This is a genomic window from Labrys wisconsinensis (assembly GCF_030814995.1).
GTDB classification, from domain to species: Bacteria; Pseudomonadota; Alphaproteobacteria; order Rhizobiales; family Labraceae; genus Labrys; species Labrys wisconsinensis.
In genome coordinates, this window is record NZ_JAUSVX010000014.1 from 68186 (window position 1) to 82046 (window position 13861).

The 13861-nt window shown below is 64.1% G+C and carries 18 protein-coding genes and 1 tRNA gene; 14 read left to right on the forward strand and 5 right to left on the reverse strand.

The features are described from left to right. Window positions 1-2 precede the first annotated feature (2 nt). From QO011_RS29735 to QO011_RS29755, 5 genes are all read left to right on the forward strand, one after another. On the forward strand, window positions 3-833 hold the full coding sequence (locus QO011_RS29735) for an alpha/beta fold hydrolase (RefSeq protein WP_307280520.1): 831 nt from the start codon (window positions 3-5) through the stop codon (window positions 831-833). After that, window positions 830-1528 carry an NnrU family protein gene (locus QO011_RS29740; RefSeq protein ID WP_307280523.1) on the forward strand — a complete coding sequence of 233 codons (699 nt, stop codon included), beginning with the start codon at window positions 830-832 and terminating at the stop codon, window positions 1526-1528. Before QO011_RS29735 ends, QO011_RS29740 begins: the two co-directional genes overlap by 4 nt. A gap of 256 nt (window positions 1529-1784) precedes the next feature. Beyond that, window positions 1785-2531 (forward strand): IclR family transcriptional regulator, encoded by a 747-nt coding sequence (locus QO011_RS29745; RefSeq protein WP_307280526.1) that lies wholly within the window; start codon window positions 1785-1787, stop codon window positions 2529-2531. 104 nt (window positions 2532-2635) lie between these two features. Continuing rightward, the gene (locus QO011_RS29750) at window positions 2636-3034 is read left to right on the forward strand and encodes a GlcG/HbpS family heme-binding protein (RefSeq protein WP_307280528.1); all 399 of its coding nucleotides are present in this window, start codon (window positions 2636-2638) and stop codon (window positions 3032-3034) included. Window positions 3035-3050: 16 nt separating this feature from the next. Beyond that, the gene (locus QO011_RS29755; RefSeq protein WP_307280532.1) at window positions 3051-4220 is read left to right on the forward strand and encodes an MFS transporter; all 1170 of its coding nucleotides are present in this window, start codon (window positions 3051-3053) and stop codon (window positions 4218-4220) included. Between the two features lie 243 nt (window positions 4221-4463). On the opposite strand, the gene QO011_RS29760 is transcribed toward QO011_RS29755, so the two are convergent. After that, entirely contained in the window at window positions 4464-4787 is a 324-nt protein-coding gene (locus tag QO011_RS29760; RefSeq protein ID WP_307280883.1) for a winged helix-turn-helix transcriptional regulator, read from the reverse strand. 182 nt (window positions 4788-4969) lie between these two features. Between QO011_RS29760 and QO011_RS29765 the strand changes: the two genes are divergently transcribed. Beyond that, the gene (locus QO011_RS29765; protein WP_307280536.1) at window positions 4970-5857 is read left to right on the forward strand and encodes an SDR family oxidoreductase; all 888 of its coding nucleotides are present in this window, start codon (window positions 4970-4972) and stop codon (window positions 5855-5857) included. Between the two features lie 134 nt (window positions 5858-5991). Here the strand turns inward: QO011_RS29765 and QO011_RS29770 are convergent, their stop codons facing one another. Continuing rightward, a complete protein-coding gene (locus tag QO011_RS29770; RefSeq protein ID WP_307280539.1) occupies window positions 5992-6897 on the reverse strand; it encodes a LysR family transcriptional regulator in 906 nt (301 codons plus the stop codon). A gap of 119 nt (window positions 6898-7016) precedes the next feature. On the opposite strand from QO011_RS29770, the gene QO011_RS29775 reads away from it, so the two are divergent. Both QO011_RS29775 and QO011_RS29780 read left to right on the forward strand, forming a co-directional pair. After that, the gene (locus QO011_RS29775; RefSeq protein WP_307280541.1) at window positions 7017-7439 is read left to right on the forward strand and encodes a DoxX family protein; all 423 of its coding nucleotides are present in this window, start codon (window positions 7017-7019) and stop codon (window positions 7437-7439) included. A gap of 45 nt (window positions 7440-7484) precedes the next feature. Next, a complete protein-coding gene (locus tag QO011_RS29780) occupies window positions 7485-8378 on the forward strand; it encodes an NmrA family NAD(P)-binding protein (RefSeq protein WP_307280542.1) in 894 nt (297 codons plus the stop codon). A 129-nt stretch (window positions 8379-8507) separates the two neighbouring features. Here QO011_RS29780 and QO011_RS29785 read toward each other — a convergent pair whose 3' ends face one another. Further along, a complete protein-coding gene (locus QO011_RS29785) occupies window positions 8508-8801 on the reverse strand; it encodes a hypothetical protein (protein WP_307280545.1) in 294 nt (97 codons plus the stop codon). Window positions 8802-8906: 105 nt separating this feature from the next. Here QO011_RS29785 and QO011_RS29790 point away from each other — a divergent pair, with 105 nt between their 5' ends. Further along, entirely contained in the window at window positions 8907-9869 is a 963-nt protein-coding gene (locus QO011_RS29790; protein WP_307280548.1) for a GlxA family transcriptional regulator, read from the forward strand. A 382-nt stretch (window positions 9870-10251) separates the two neighbouring features. On the opposite strand, the gene QO011_RS29795 is transcribed toward QO011_RS29790, so the two are convergent. Next, window positions 10252-10440, reverse strand: coding sequence for a hypothetical protein (locus tag QO011_RS29795; RefSeq protein WP_307280550.1), 189 nt, complete (start codon window positions 10438-10440; stop codon window positions 10252-10254). A gap of 245 nt (window positions 10441-10685) precedes the next feature. Here QO011_RS29795 and QO011_RS29800 point away from each other — a divergent pair, with 245 nt between their 5' ends. The 3 genes from QO011_RS29800 (at window position 10686) to QO011_RS29810 (ending at window position 12165) form a co-directional block, all read left to right on the forward strand. Further along, window positions 10686-11519, forward strand: a complete 834-nt coding sequence (locus QO011_RS29800) for a hypothetical protein (protein WP_307280553.1) — start codon at window positions 10686-10688, stop codon at window positions 11517-11519. Beyond that, on the forward strand, window positions 11516-11641 hold the full coding sequence (locus QO011_RS29805) for a hypothetical protein (protein WP_307280557.1): 126 nt from the start codon (window positions 11516-11518) through the stop codon (window positions 11639-11641). The genes QO011_RS29800 and QO011_RS29805 overlap by 4 nt, the downstream gene beginning before the upstream one ends. A gap of 80 nt (window positions 11642-11721) precedes the next feature. Further along, complete coding sequence (locus QO011_RS29810; RefSeq protein ID WP_307280560.1) at window positions 11722-12165, forward strand: tyrosine-type recombinase/integrase; 444 nt, start codon at window positions 11722-11724, stop codon at window positions 12163-12165. Between the two features lie 76 nt (window positions 12166-12241). On the opposite strand, the gene QO011_RS29815 is transcribed toward QO011_RS29810, so the two are convergent. Beyond that, window positions 12242-12317: transfer RNA gene (locus tag QO011_RS29815), tRNA-Ile, on the reverse strand. 130 nt (window positions 12318-12447) lie between these two features. On the opposite strand from QO011_RS29815, the gene QO011_RS29820 reads away from it, so the two are divergent. Next, entirely contained in the window at window positions 12448-13164 is a 717-nt protein-coding gene (locus tag QO011_RS29820) for an SIMPL domain-containing protein (RefSeq protein ID WP_307280563.1), read from the forward strand. Between the two features lie 119 nt (window positions 13165-13283). Further along, window positions 13284-13784, forward strand: coding sequence for a DUF4142 domain-containing protein (locus tag QO011_RS29825; protein ID WP_307280566.1), 501 nt, complete (start codon window positions 13284-13286; stop codon window positions 13782-13784). The last annotated feature ends 77 nt before the right edge of the window (window positions 13785-13861 follow it).

The following is a 13861-nucleotide window of genomic DNA, read 5'->3' on the forward strand; positions in this document are numbered from 1 at the left end:
CGATGGTACTTAAGACGATCAAGACCGTGCTGGGACAGATCGGCTATGATGATCGAGGCGAGTCCAATCAGCCGACGGCGCTGCTGTGGCCGAGCCTGTTTTCCGATCACACCATGTGGGATCAGCAAGTCAAAGCTCTGCGCGATGCGGGTTGGCGAACGCTGGCGCTCGATCCACCCGGTCATGGGAGCAGCCCCGGCCCCGGTCGCCCGTTCACGATGAACGAATGCACCGATGTCGCAGTCCAACTGCTCGGGCTTGTCCCCTTGGGTGTTCCGGTGGTCATGCTGGGCACGTCCTGGGGCGGGATGATCGCGCCGCGCGTCGCCCATCGGTTTCCGGACCGCCTGAAGGGTATTGTGCTGTTCAACACCACGGCCGATCGGCCCGATCTGTCCACCAAAGCAACTGCCAGATTGCTGACAGTGCTGCTTGCGATCGCCCCCCTCGACGGGATAGTCGATCGCATGCTGCTGTCGCTCCAAATCAGCGAGGCGACCCACCAGCGTGATCCGAAGATGGTAAGGGCCTTTGCGGCGCGGTTCCGCTCCTGGAACCGCCGCGCCCTGATAGGGAGTGTCGATTCTGTGTTGGTACGCCGCGATGCGTTCTTCGACGAACTGGCGACGATCGCGACCCCGGCGCTGGTTGTGTCGGGTGCGCAGGACACGATCCGGCCCACCGCGCTCAGCCGCCGGATCGTGGAGCGGATGCCCAACGCGCACCAGATTGAGGTGGAGGGCGCCGCGCATCTGGTGCCCGTCGAACAGCCCGACAGAGCCAACCGGCTCATCCTCGATTTCCTCGCAGATCTGGAGCGAGTGCGCGTATGATTGACGGATCGGCATGGGTGCTGGTCACGGCCGGCGCCTTCGTGGGCACGCACTTCATCCTGTCGCATCCGCTGCGGCGCCCGCTGGTGGCGGTGCTGGGCGAGGCAGGGTTCGCCGTATTCTACTCGGCGATCGCCGCCCTCTCCCTGGGGGCGACGGTTTGGGCCTATCGGGCCGCTCCCGTGACGTGGCCGGCCTGGGCGGTCGGGGACGGGCTGTGGGCGGTCGCGACCGTCGTGATGCTGGCCGCATCGATCTTATTGCTGGGCTCGTTGGTGCGGAACCCGGCACTTGCCGGTGGGACCACGCCGGCAGCGACGGCGCAGGCGCGCGGCGTCTATGCCGTCACCCGCCACCCGATGATGTGGGCGTTCGCGCTGTGGGGCGCGTGTCACATTCTGGTCTTTCCGATCGCGAAGAACGTCATCCTCTCCGGCGCGATCATCCTCTTAGCGTTGGTCGGCGCCGCGCTGCAGGACCGGAAGAGAGCGAGTCGCGACCCACAAGGCTGGGCCGCTTGGCAGGGCCGGACCAGCTACTGGCCGTTCGTGGCAATCCTCCAGCGCCGCGCAGCGTTTGGCGGCGTCAGCAGCCACGCCGTTGCCGGTGGCTTCCTCGTCTGGCTGGTGGCGACCTGGGCGCATGCACCGCTCACCGGCTGGTCCGCTGGTATATGGCGCTGGTTGGGAGGTTAGCTACGCAAGTGCCGCCGAAAACCGTCGATTGCCGCATAAGTCAAGGCGTTAGCAGAACAATCATATACTTATGACGATCTCGTAGTGCTCATCTTCGTCGGGCGCTGCCCGCCATATTTGCCCCGCCCACTCCTGTATATCTCTGGGCACGCCAATCGCCGCCCTTGACCCGCGATAAGCGTTCTCAGCCTGCTCGCTATCTGCAGAAATTCATCATTGCTGGACATTCCTCGCCGGACATCTGCTATCGGTGAATATGGGCAAACTCGATGCAAATGACCTGAATTCAGCAGGTGGGACGCGCCTGATCCAGTCGATCGAGCGTGCGGTGGCGATCCTTGAGACCATCGCGCGAGAAGGCGGAGCCGCGAAGCTGCAACGCATCGCCGCGGCGAGCAGGCTGGGCAAGACGACGGCGCACAACATCCTCAAGACGCTCGACAACCTTGGATATGTCCATCGGCGGCCGGGCGACATGCGCTATCATCTGGGCGGACGTATCCTGAACCTCGCTCGCATCGCTGGCGACGACGGAGCACTGCGCAATCGGCTGCGTCCCGCGCTGGAGGCCATCGCGGCGAAGACCGGCGAGACGGTCTATCTCGCGGTGGCGAGCGGTGATGAGGTTTATTATCTCGATGCGATCGAATCTCCGCAGACGCTGCGCACGGCGAGTCCTATCGGCGTGCGGGAGCGCCTTGAGGGCTCCGCAATCGGCCTCGTCTTCCTTGCCTTCATGCCGGGGCTCGGTCAGCGTGTGTTGGCGACGCGCGCCGATGCGCTCGGACCCGACATACGCGCCGAGATGGAGAACGTGGCAAGAGTCGGCTTCGCCCTTGATCTCGAAAATTATCTTGCGGGCCTGCACTGCGTTGCCGTGCCCTGGCGTGAGAACGGGGAGGTCCGCGCGAGCATTGGGCTTTCGGGACCGGCATCGCGGTTGCCGCGTCACACGCTCACGGACCTCGCTTGGCTGATGCTGAAGGAAGCCGAGAAGATATAAGTTCATCATAGTTGAATATTCGACGTTTTAAGCACCACACTTGTTCCAAAATCTAGGATCGTGCGTAATGTTCCGGCTTCCCCGAACAAACGAGGACGCCAGACATGAACTTCGAAATCTCTCAATCGCTCATCCAGATGGCGAAGGCTGAGGCCGCCAGAGGCGGCTTTGCCGTCTGCATCACTGTCCTCGACGCCGCCGCGCATCCGGTCGCCTTCGTCCGCATGGACGGCGCCAACATCGGCCCCATCGAGGTCAGCCAGAAGAAAGCCCGCACCGCCGCACTCTTCCAGGCCGACAGCCTTCAACTCGGGCAGGCCGCACAGCCCGGCGGCGCGATCTACACGCTTGAAAACACCAATGGCGGTCTCATCAGCTTTGGCGGTGGCGTGGTGCTGCGCGACAAAACAGGCGCAATAATCGGTGCGATCGGCGTCGCCGGTGCGACCGTGGAAGCCGACGAAACCATCGCTCAGGCTGCCGCCGCCATCCTTCTGGCTTGAAGCGCGGGGATCTGACATGCCGCTCGGTCTCTTCGCATTGGCGGTGTCGGCCTTCGCCATCGGCACCACCGAGTTCGTCATCGTCGGACTGATCCCGGAAATGGCCCGGGACCTGTCCGTCTCGATTCCCACCGCGGGGCTGCTGGTCAGCCTCTACGCCCTTGCGATCACGCTCGGGGCACCGACCGTCACGGCGCTCACCGGAGAGCTGCCGCGCCGGCAGCTCTCCATCGGCCTGATGGTGATCTTCACTATCGGCAACCTGATTGCCGCCCTCGCGCCGGGCTATACGGTGCTATTGGCCGGGCGGATCGTCACCGGCGTCGCCCATGGCGTCTTCTTTTCCATCGGCGCGACGGTCGCGACCTCACTGGTGGACAGGTCGAAGTCGGCGCAGGCGGTCTCGTTGATGTTTGCGGGCCTCACCGTCGCCATGGTCGTCGGCGTGCCGTTCGGTTCGTTCGTCGGTCAGCATTTCGGCTGGCGCGCGCCGTTCCTCGCCGTGGCACTCCTGGGCGCGATCAGTATCGCCGGCCTCGTGATGCTGCTGCCGAAGGCGATCCTGCATGCGCGGCCGGCCGGTCTCCTGTCGCAACTCACATTGCTCGGCAAGCCCAAGTTACTCGCCATGTATCTCGTGACCGTCTTCGGCTTCGGCGGCTCGTTCGTTGTCTTCACCTACCTCTCGCCACTGATGACCGAGGTGACACATGTGAGCGAGGCGACGGTCAGCCTCGCGCTGATGCTGTTCGGCGTGGCGACCGTTATCGGAAACCTGTTCGGTGGCCGCCTGGCCGACCGGCTGGGCATGCGGCGCGCCTTGCAGATCGTTCTTGCTGGTCTTGCGTTCTCCCTGGCGGCCTTGCCGTTCACGGCAAGCCATGTCGTTTCGATGTTCGCAAATCTGTTCGTTTGGGGCGTCTTCGCCTTCGCGATCTCACCGATCGTGCAGGCCGGTGTGGTGGCGACCGCCGGGGTGGAGGCCCCGGATGCGGTCGGCACGGCCTCGGGGTTCAATATCGCTGCCTTCAATCTTGGCATCGCGGCTGCCTCGTTCGTCGGCGGGGTCCTTGTTGCGGGACCAGGGCTGCAGGCGACGCCCTGGGCTGCACTCGCCGCCGCACTCGTCGCGCTGGGGATCGTTCAGCGGACAGGTGGCAGTGATCGTCGTATTGTCCCGAAGTAAAATGTGAAGACTGGAATCTGCCGAAATAACAGCGGGTTCCGGTCGATTTTCAGCTCTCATTCTGTAGGGCTATGGCGTAGACGCAGTTCTCATCGGTATCCCTCTCGGCCCGCCAGCAAAGCCTGGAGCATTTTCCAGCGGACCGGTACTCGGTTCGCGCCAGGACAATGCGTAAAAGCAAAGAGATAGAGAGCGTGATCGAACGATCGGGAAGCGGGAAGGCCGGCGCGCTGATCTGCACCTTTACGACGTTCCGTCGAATGCCAGGCGAGCGTTCCTGATCGCGGCATGGCTGCGATCGGCCCATCGGACAAGAACACCCAGCGGCTCAAGGATCGTCTCGCCCAGGGGCGTCAGGCGGTATTCGACACTGGGCGGCCTGGTCGGGAACACAGTCCGCGCGATCAGGCCGTCGCGCTCCAGATCGCGAAACGTCTGCGTCAGCATTCGCTTGGAAATGTCCGGGATCGCGCGCTGAACGGCGCTGAAGCGGTGCGGGCCGTTCGCCAACGTCACCAGGATGAGCGTCGACCACTTGTCGCCGATCCGATCGAGAACGTCCCGCACCGGACATTGCGGGTCGAACGACCAGTTCGGTTGATGTTCGGTGGAAGAGCCGGCGGATGCGTCAGCGAATGCCGGGGCGGTTCCTGCAACCTCACCCTGTCCCAAAATCCTGCCTCCTTCACGCCGCTGACGGTCTCGTTTAGTTACCTTGTGCCTATGACAAACCACAAGGGAGAAGGACCATGGCTGTCACGCAAAGGCTCTTCGTCACGGGCGCTACCGGCCAGCTCGGCGGGCAGGTCGTCGACACGCTGCTCGAGACGGTGCCCGCGAGCGCCATCGTCGCCGGGGTGCGCGACCCCGCCACGGACGCAGCAACGGCGCTTCGGGACAAGGGGCTGGAGGTTCGTATTGCCGATTATACCCGGCCAGAAACGCTGGCGAGCGCGTTCTTCGGCGTGGATCGGCTGCTCCTGATCTCCAGCAGCGAGAACGGCAGGCGCAAGGCGCAGCACCGCAACGTCATCAGCGCCGCAGAGGATGCCGGTGTCGGCCTGATCGCCTACACCAGCATCCTCCACGCGGACACATCGCCGCTGTTCCTCGCCGACGAGCATCGCGACACGGAAGCGGCCTTGGCTGAAGCCGGCGTGCCGTTCGTGCTGCTGCGGAACGGCTGGTACACGGAGGTCTATACGTGGCGGCTGCCGCTCGCCTTGAAGCACGGAGTCCTCATGGGCGCGGCGGGGGATGGACGCATCTCGTCCGCCGCGCGTGCCGACTATGCCAGGGCTGCGGCGACCGTCCTGGCCGGCGGCGACCACGCTGGTCGTATCTATGAGCTGGCGGGCGATGCATCCTTCACGCTGGCCGAGCTCGTCGCCCTGGTGGCCGGAGCGTCGGGAAAGGCGATTGCCTACCAGAATATGACGCCTGAAGAGTTCCGATCGGTAGCGATGCAAGCCGGCGCGCCGGAGATGCTCGCCAGGATCCTGTCCGACACCGATGCGGGTGTGGCCAAAGGAGCCCTGTTCGATAACGGTGGTGCGCTTGCCCGGCTGATCGAGCGACCGACCACTCCCTTCCAGACCACGATCAGCGGCTTCGTGCGCAGTCAGCAGTCGGCTTAGCGGTAGATGAGTTCAGCGGGGCGCTCGAAACCGCAGCGGTGGACGATCACATTGCCGCAACCCGCCGCTGGATGCAGCACGCGGGTCTGCGCGGCTTCCCGAAAGCGGAGGGCCGGACGAAGATGTTCGTCCGGCTATTCCAGATACGGTGTCAGCACATCTTCGATCCATTTCATGAATGCGCGGACTCGGCGCGACAGATTGCTCCGATGCGCCACGACGAGGGATACGGCGAGCGCCCTGCGGCGAAAATCGGGCATGATCTCCACAAGCGCTCCACTCTCGAGGTATCGGCCAATCCCCAGGAGTGGCGCCTGAATCAGGCCAAGGCCGGCGATGGCAGCGGCTTCGTAGGTCTGCGCGCTGTTGACGTGTAGCGCGCCTGGCAACTGAAGCGTCGCGTAGCCGTCGCCGTCCGGATATTCCCATCCATAGGGTCTGGCGCCCAGCATCGTCGAAAAGTGAATTGTCCGATGGTCCTGACGCTGGAGGTCTTCCAGCGATCGAGGGACGCCATGGTGCGCAAGATAGGGGGGACTGGCAGCGTTGATCATGCGTAGCTGGCCCAGTGGACGGGCAATCAGCGTCTCGTCCCCAATAGGTCCAAGCCGCAAGACACAATCGAACCCTTCTTGAACCAGATCGACCTGCCGATCCGTGCTCGACACCTCCAGCTCCAACTGCGGGTGAGTCGCCATGAAATCCGGCAAGGCCGGCACGATCGTTGTGCGCGCCACCTCGCTCGGAAGATCGACGCGCAGGCGCCCGCGAAGTGCCACGCGATCACCTGCGAACATCGAGTGGAGATCGTCAACGTCCGCGAGCAGATCGCGGGCACGGGCATGGAATGCGCGTCCGTCCTCCGTCAACTGCACGCTGCGCGTCGTCCGGTGCAGGAGCCTGACGCCGATATCCTCTTCCAGCTTCCGGACCGCCGTTGAGGCCCTCCCTTTCTGGATGCCCAGGCTATCGGCCGCGTGGGTGAAGCTCCCCATGTCCGCGACCGTTATGAAAATGCGGATGGGTTCGAGAGTCTGCATTTTCGTGCCTCGGCATTATTGGCCACAGAGAGAACAGTGCGTTCACTTTGTCGATGTTTATCATACCCAAGCGACACAATAGCCTTCGAATATGGGTATCCCCCATAGGAGAATGACAAGTGTCCGAAACCATGAACCTGCATCAGGCGCCTGAAACCGTGACCGTGCATCGCGCCCTGTGGGCGGGCCGGATCATGAGCGCGTTTGTCGTCATCGCTCTGGTGGCAGACGGCACTGTTCAGCTTTTCGCGCCGGCACAGATCGCGAGCATGTTGCAGGAAACCGGGTTCGCGATGGACCTGACCCGGGTCGTCGGTCCGATCATGCTCGCCTGCGCCATCCTTTACGCCATCCCGGCCACCGCCGTCCTCGGCGCGATCCTGGTGACGGGCTTCTTGGGAGGAGCCATCTGCGCCCATGTCCGCATCGGCGAGTTGGGGTCGCCGCCGGAAATCATGTCCCTGCTTCTGGGCGCGATGACATGGGGCGGCCTCTACGCGCGCTATCCCCGCATCCGGACCATTCTGCCGCTCATCCGTTGAACCGACAGGGGCAGTGCTCTGTCCCGCATGATCAGGAGAAAACACATGTTTTTAGTCATGGGACTCACGGGGAAAGTGGGCGGCGCAACGGCAGAACATCTGTTGGCGCACGGCAAGGAAGTGCGCGCGCTCGTCCGCAATCGCGAGAAGGCGTCGCGCTGGGCGAACCAGGGCGTGGAACTGGTCGACGGTGATTGGAATGACTCGGCAGCCATCGAGCGGGCACTTGAAGGCGTCGAAGGCGCGTTCGTCATGTTGCCGGCCGTCTGGGCGCCCTCGCCCGATTACAGAGAAGCAAAGGGCGTGATTGCAAGCTATGTCGCGGCGCTCACCAAGGCAGCGCCGCCACGGGTGGTTGCGCTTTCGTCGATGGGGGCGAACAGAACCAGCGGACTTGGGATGATCACGGCCTTGTCGCTTCTGGAGCAAGGTCTTCGCGACCTGATATCGCCAATCGCATTCGTGCGCGCAGGCGGATTCTTCGAAAACTTCCTCTACGGCTTGCAGGTCGCCCAGGGCGGAACGCTACCAGTCTACTACAACCCGACAAACCGGAAATCGACCATGGTCGCAACCAACGACATCGGCGCGGAGGTCGCAACCCTTTTGACCGGGCCATCTTGGTCGGGGCAGCGCCTCGTCGAGCTTGGTTCGATGGTCAGCGCGGATGAAGTCGCCGAGCAATTGGGTGACGTCTTGACGCTCGACGTGAAAGCCTTTGCCGTCCCGCGTGCAGGATGGGCGGAAGCGTTCGAGCAGCTCGGCATTCCGAAGGGCCACACCGGACCTGCCGAAGACATGTTTGAGGCCGTGAACGCGGGTTGGATGGACCTCGGAGCCGAGGATACGGAGCATGTGGCGGGTACGACGTCCGCACGCGATGTCTTCGAGGCTGCACAGAATGCCGCCAGGCGTAAGTCCAGGACGGATCAGGCATGAGACGGGACTGCTCGCTTCTGCCTCGGGAGAGCCCTGGAGCGTGATCGCTTCAAGGTGAATCGATCACGCTCTCTGTCGCTTTGGTTTGACGCGAACCGAGTGCCGGTCCGCTGGAAAATGCTCTGGCGCTTACTTGCTCTGGATCAGGCGCCCCAGCGGCGCCAGCGGGCCGACGGGAATGAACTCGTAGGTCATGAAGCCGCCTTCGGTCAGCGGCAGCTTGCCCACTTCCGCTTCGGCTCCTTCGACCGACTCGACGTCGAGATAGAACACCACGCCGAGCCGGTCCTGGCGGAACCAGAACTGCTCGATCTTTCCATCGAGGTAGTGCTGGAGAGTTGCCGGAACCTCCCTCGGCATGAGCTCCGCCTGCTGTTCCGGCGTAGGCGGCTTGGTGATCGCTCCGATCGCGAATACTTTCATGGCTGGTCTCCTCGTCTGTGCGATGAAGTCTGACGAGGCTGAACGTAGCGAGCGGACTCCAAAGGCGGTATGGTCGTAAATGCCAACTTTGAGGCCATTTACGCCATGCGCATTTCTGTACTGACTCTCGATGGAGCGTTCGACATCGGACTGACCGCGGTTCTCGATGCGTTCAGGGTCGCGAACAACCTCGCCGCCCGGCAGGAGAAGAAGCCCCCGTTCGATGTCTCGACGGTCGGGTTGCGGAAGAAGGTCCGGACCGGCGGTGGCCTGACCGTTCCGGTGCAAGCCGTGACGCCGGCGTTGCAGCCGGATTGGGTCGTCGTTCCGGCCTTGGGCGCCTCGACTCCGGATCTACTGGTCCCAGCCCTGGAGCGATCGGACGTGAAGCAGGCCATCGTCCAGGTGCGAAAGTGGCGCGAGGAAGGCGCTCTGATCGCTACCTCATGTATCGGGGCTTTCCTTGTGGCCGAAACCGGCCTTCTCGATCACCGCGAGGCGACGACGACCTGGTGGCTCGCGCCGCTGTTCCGGCAACGCTATCCGAATGTCTTGCTCGACGAGTCTCGCATGCTCGTGCCGACGGAGATAGGCGTGACGGCCGGCGCAGCGATGGGGCATCTCGATCTCGCCCTCTGGCTGATACGCAAGGCCAGTCCGGAGCTGGCGGCGGTCGTCTCACGCTACCTGCTCGCCGACATACGCTCCTTGCAAGCGCCCTACATCATTCCCAATCATCTGGCGCAGGCAGATCCTCTCGTCCTGCGCTTCGAGCGGTGGGCGCGGGAGCATCTCAGGGAAGGCTTCTCGCTGCAGGAAGCCGCCGGCGCGCTGGCAACGAGCGCCCGCTCACTGCAACGCCGTTGCCAGGCGGTGCTCGGCAAATCGCCGCTTTCCTATTTCCAGGACTTGCGCGTCGAGCACGCGCAATCTCTCCTCCACGGCAGCGGTCTCGACGTCGACGCCATAGCGGCCGAGGTCGGCTACATCGACGGAGCCACGTTGCGCACGCTTCTGCGCCAGCGCCTGGGGCGGGGCGTGCGCGACCTTCGAACCGACCTGCGCTGACAACCGCGGGCCCAAGCCCACACTGAGCTGCCCACACTGAGCCGATCGTATTGAAATCGCCTGGTGGGCCCGGAGGGACTTGAACCCCCAACCAGATCATTATGAGCGGCTCGGTGTGTCGGCGCGTCTGGGCAGATGCGCTGCGCGACGTCCGAATCGCCCTGATCCGTCACGTTTCGTTCTGCGATATCGTTGCCGTAGTCGTTGCCGTGGCGGAGGTGGTTGGCCGCCATTTGCCACCCTCATCCCGCCCGCGCTCCGGCGCTCCTATGATCGAGCCGAACCGATCAGGAGCACGCCATGTATCGAGAGGGCGAAATCTCGCCGGCGCGGCGGGCGGATTCAGCACCCGGACCTGCTCATTGCCGAGCGGGATGCTGTTCTAGCCGCCGTCGGCCGTGAGAACGGCGTCGTCGACATTGATCGCCGTCGTGCCGCCGTCCGGGCTGACCTGCAGCTGCGCCGTCGCGCCGGCCCAGGTCCCGTAGACGCGCCAGGAATAGCGGCAGCCCTGCACGGCGGACCAGCCGCCCGTCGCCGCGGCGGCGTTGAGAAGGGTGAAATCAGCCATGGGGGCTCCAATGAAAAGGCCGCCCGAAGACGACGGATGACGCGCGTCAACTTTGCCTTGACGGAGTCGCCTGCGTTTGGTGAGATACCGCAGGTAGAGGTCAGGTGTTTCGTGCAATCCAATAGAGATGACTGGGAGCAGAAATGCCAATCATCGAGCACAGGAAAGTAAGGCGTCTAAAGCCTGATAGCATTTGGCTCCGAAAGCACCGGCGCAACGTCATGTCAAAGAACGGACAGGACGGGATGTTCGAGAAGATCTTTGGTGTCATTGGGGATGGCCATAAATGGTGCGTCGAATTTGGCGCCAGAGATGGGCGCGTCGGCAGTAATACATGGAATCTGATCAACAATCACGGCTGGAGCAGCGTGCAGATCGAGGGAGAAGAATATTCAGCATCCCTGCTGCGCAAGAATTATGAACACATCGACCGCGTGCACACCATGCACGCATTTGTTCAGAAGGGCGGTCAGTATTCGTTAGATTATATCCTGTCGGAACGCAGTGTTCCTCTAGATTTTGATCTCTGTTGTATCGATATAGACGGCAATGACTGGCATATGTGGGATGCTTTGACGAAATACAAACCGAAGGTGGTTTGCGTCGAGTTCAATCCCACCGTGCCGAACGACGTTGTTTTCGTTCAGGACTATCATCCGGATGTGAGTCAGGGCTGCTCTTTGCTCGCTTTGATCGAGTTGGGAAAGAGGAAGGGGTATGAACTCATCGGGACTGCGTCCTGGGATGCAGTCTTCGTCCGCTCCGACCTCTATCCTTTGTTCGGCATGAAGGATAACTCGATCGACGCCATATGGGATCCTGGTCCGAGGGAGACCAGAATCTTCCAGTGCTACGACGGTACGATCTACACCGCAGGCCTGCGGATGCTGCTTTGGTTCAAGATTCCGTTCGCAGCGGACGGCTTGCAGATCATCCCCCCGTCTATGCGGCACTATCACAATCCGATGGCCGTCGTGAAAAGGTCGATGGCCGAGGCAGAACGATTCTCTTCCATCGGATATGCGACCGACCCGGAAGGTGATGGAGAAGAGCCCAGGCGGAGGGTGGCCGCGGAATGAAAGATACCTTCGGTGGAGTGGCCCGCCGCCAGGGCATGGCCGCTTCGGCCTTCCAGGTCGCACTGGCGGCGGTGCAGTGCCAGCGCGGCGCAGCGCCGGACGCCTTGGCGCTGTTCTCGTAGAAGTCGCCAAGCGCGCCGGCGCCCGTCGGTGCCGCCGCGGAGGTCCCGCGCTTGTTCGCGCCGGCCGTCCGGGCGCGATCTTGACCGCATCGATCTTCGCTGGCGCGAACCGCAGTTTCGTCGCCCGCGAAAGCGACATCTTCTATCGACTGAAGGAAGGCGCGGCCGAGACGAACAAGCGCCCGCCGCTGGCGCCGCTGCCGGGCCGGCTACTTGCGCATCTGCGGCGCCGGCGCGCCCGCAAGGCCATCGCGCAGTGGGTGGTCGAGTGGGAGGGCGAGTCGGTCAAGGTCGCCTTCGCCCGGGCCCTCAGGGAGGCCGGCATCACCAAGCACATCACGCCGCACACCATGCGCGACACGGCGGCGACCCGGCTGATGCAGAACGGCGCGGCAAAATGGGATGCGGCGGGCTACCTCGGCATGTCGGAGAAGACGCTGACCGAGGTCTGCGGCCACCACCACCCGGACTACTTGAAGGACCCCGCCGACCGGATCACCCGCAAGCGGCCGGGACGGCGCTGACGCGTTTCATTGCCGGAACCGTTGCCATGTTCATGGACGGTTCCAAGATATCCCCACCTAAGTCGTTGGAATCGCCTGGTGGGCCCGGAGGGACTTGAACCCCCAACCAGACCGTTATGAGCGGCCGGCTCTAACCATTGAGCTACAGGCCCGTAGCGCAGGATCCGGCAAGCGTTTACGCGAGAGTGCCGCTGCCTGCAATCCCAGCGGCATTCCCCATGGTCACGATCCGGCCGCGATGCGCTGGCAGGGATCGGGTCCATTCGCTGAACAGGAGGCATCATGCCGCTTCATTTCCTAGTCCGCCCGGCGCTCGCGCTGCTCGTCCTCGCCGTGCCGGCCGCCGCCCGGGCCGACACGCTCGGGGAGAAGCCCGCGATCTCGGTCACGGGGGAGGGCACCGCCGGCGCGCGGCCCGACATGGCGCTGCTCACCGCCGGCGTCACCAGCCAGGCCGCCGCCGCGCGCGACGCCCTCGACTCCAATTCCAAGGCCACGGCTGAGGTGGTGGCCCGCTTCAAGGCCGAGGGGATCGAGGACAGGGACATCCAGACCGCCGACTTCTCGCTGCAGCCGGTCTATGTCTATCCGCAGAACGGCGAGCAGACGCCGCCGCGTCTCACCGGCTACACCGTCACCAACACCGTCACGGTGCGGGTGCGCGATCTCGCCAAGCTCGGCGCCGTCATGGACAAGGCGGTGAGCGCCGGCGCCAACACCGTCAACGGCATCCAGTTCACCGTCTCGCGGCAGTCCGAGCTGCTCGACGAGGCGCGCAAGGCCGCCGTCGCCGACGCCCGCCGCAAGGCCGAGCTCTACGCGGCGGCCGCCGGCGTGAAGCTCGGCGCCGTGGCGCGCATCACCGAGACCGCGGCCCGCGAGACCCCGGTTCCGCAGGTGATGTTCCGCCGGCAGGCCGACGCGGCGGCGCCGGTGCCGGTCGAGGCGGGCGAGAACACGCTGCACGTCGAGATCAACGTCACCTTCGCCATCGATTGACGGCGTGTCGTGTCCGGTCCGGCGCGTCGCCTCGGCGCGCCGGCCCGGCCTGGAACTCCGGGCGCTTGCCGCCGTTTGATGGCCAGCCGGCCTGGAGCCGGTCCATCGGGAGAAGCGGCATGAAGATCCTGATCGTCGCGAGCACCGCCGTGCTCTTCGCGCTCACCCCCGCAGCCTGGGCGCAGGACGTGTCGCCGGCCGACTTCGCCGGCAAGGCCTCCGTCGGCAACGCCTTCGAGGTCCAGGAGGCGAAGCTGGCGGTCAAGCAATCCAAGGACGGCAAGGTCAAGTCCTTTGCCCGGATGATGGTCAAGGACCACACCGCGGCCGAGAAGAAGCTGGAGGCCGCGGCCAAGGCCTCCGGCGCGCCGGTCGGCACGGCGCTCGATGCCGACCATCAGGCCAAGCTCGATGCGCTGAACGGCAAGACCGGCGCCGACTTCGACAAGGCCTACATGGCCGACCAGATCCAGGCCCATACCGAGGCGGCCGACCTGCTCGCCGGCTACAGCCAGTCCGGCGGCGCGCCCAAGCTGAAGGCCTGGGCCAAGGCGACGCTGCCGACGGTGAAGATGCATCTGCAGCACGCCCAGAGCATCGCGCCCGCCGCTTCGATGTGACGGCTTCGACGGCCGCCCGCGGCCACGATCCGGTCGGGGCGTGATGCACGATGACCCGCCCGCTTCGCCCTCCTCGG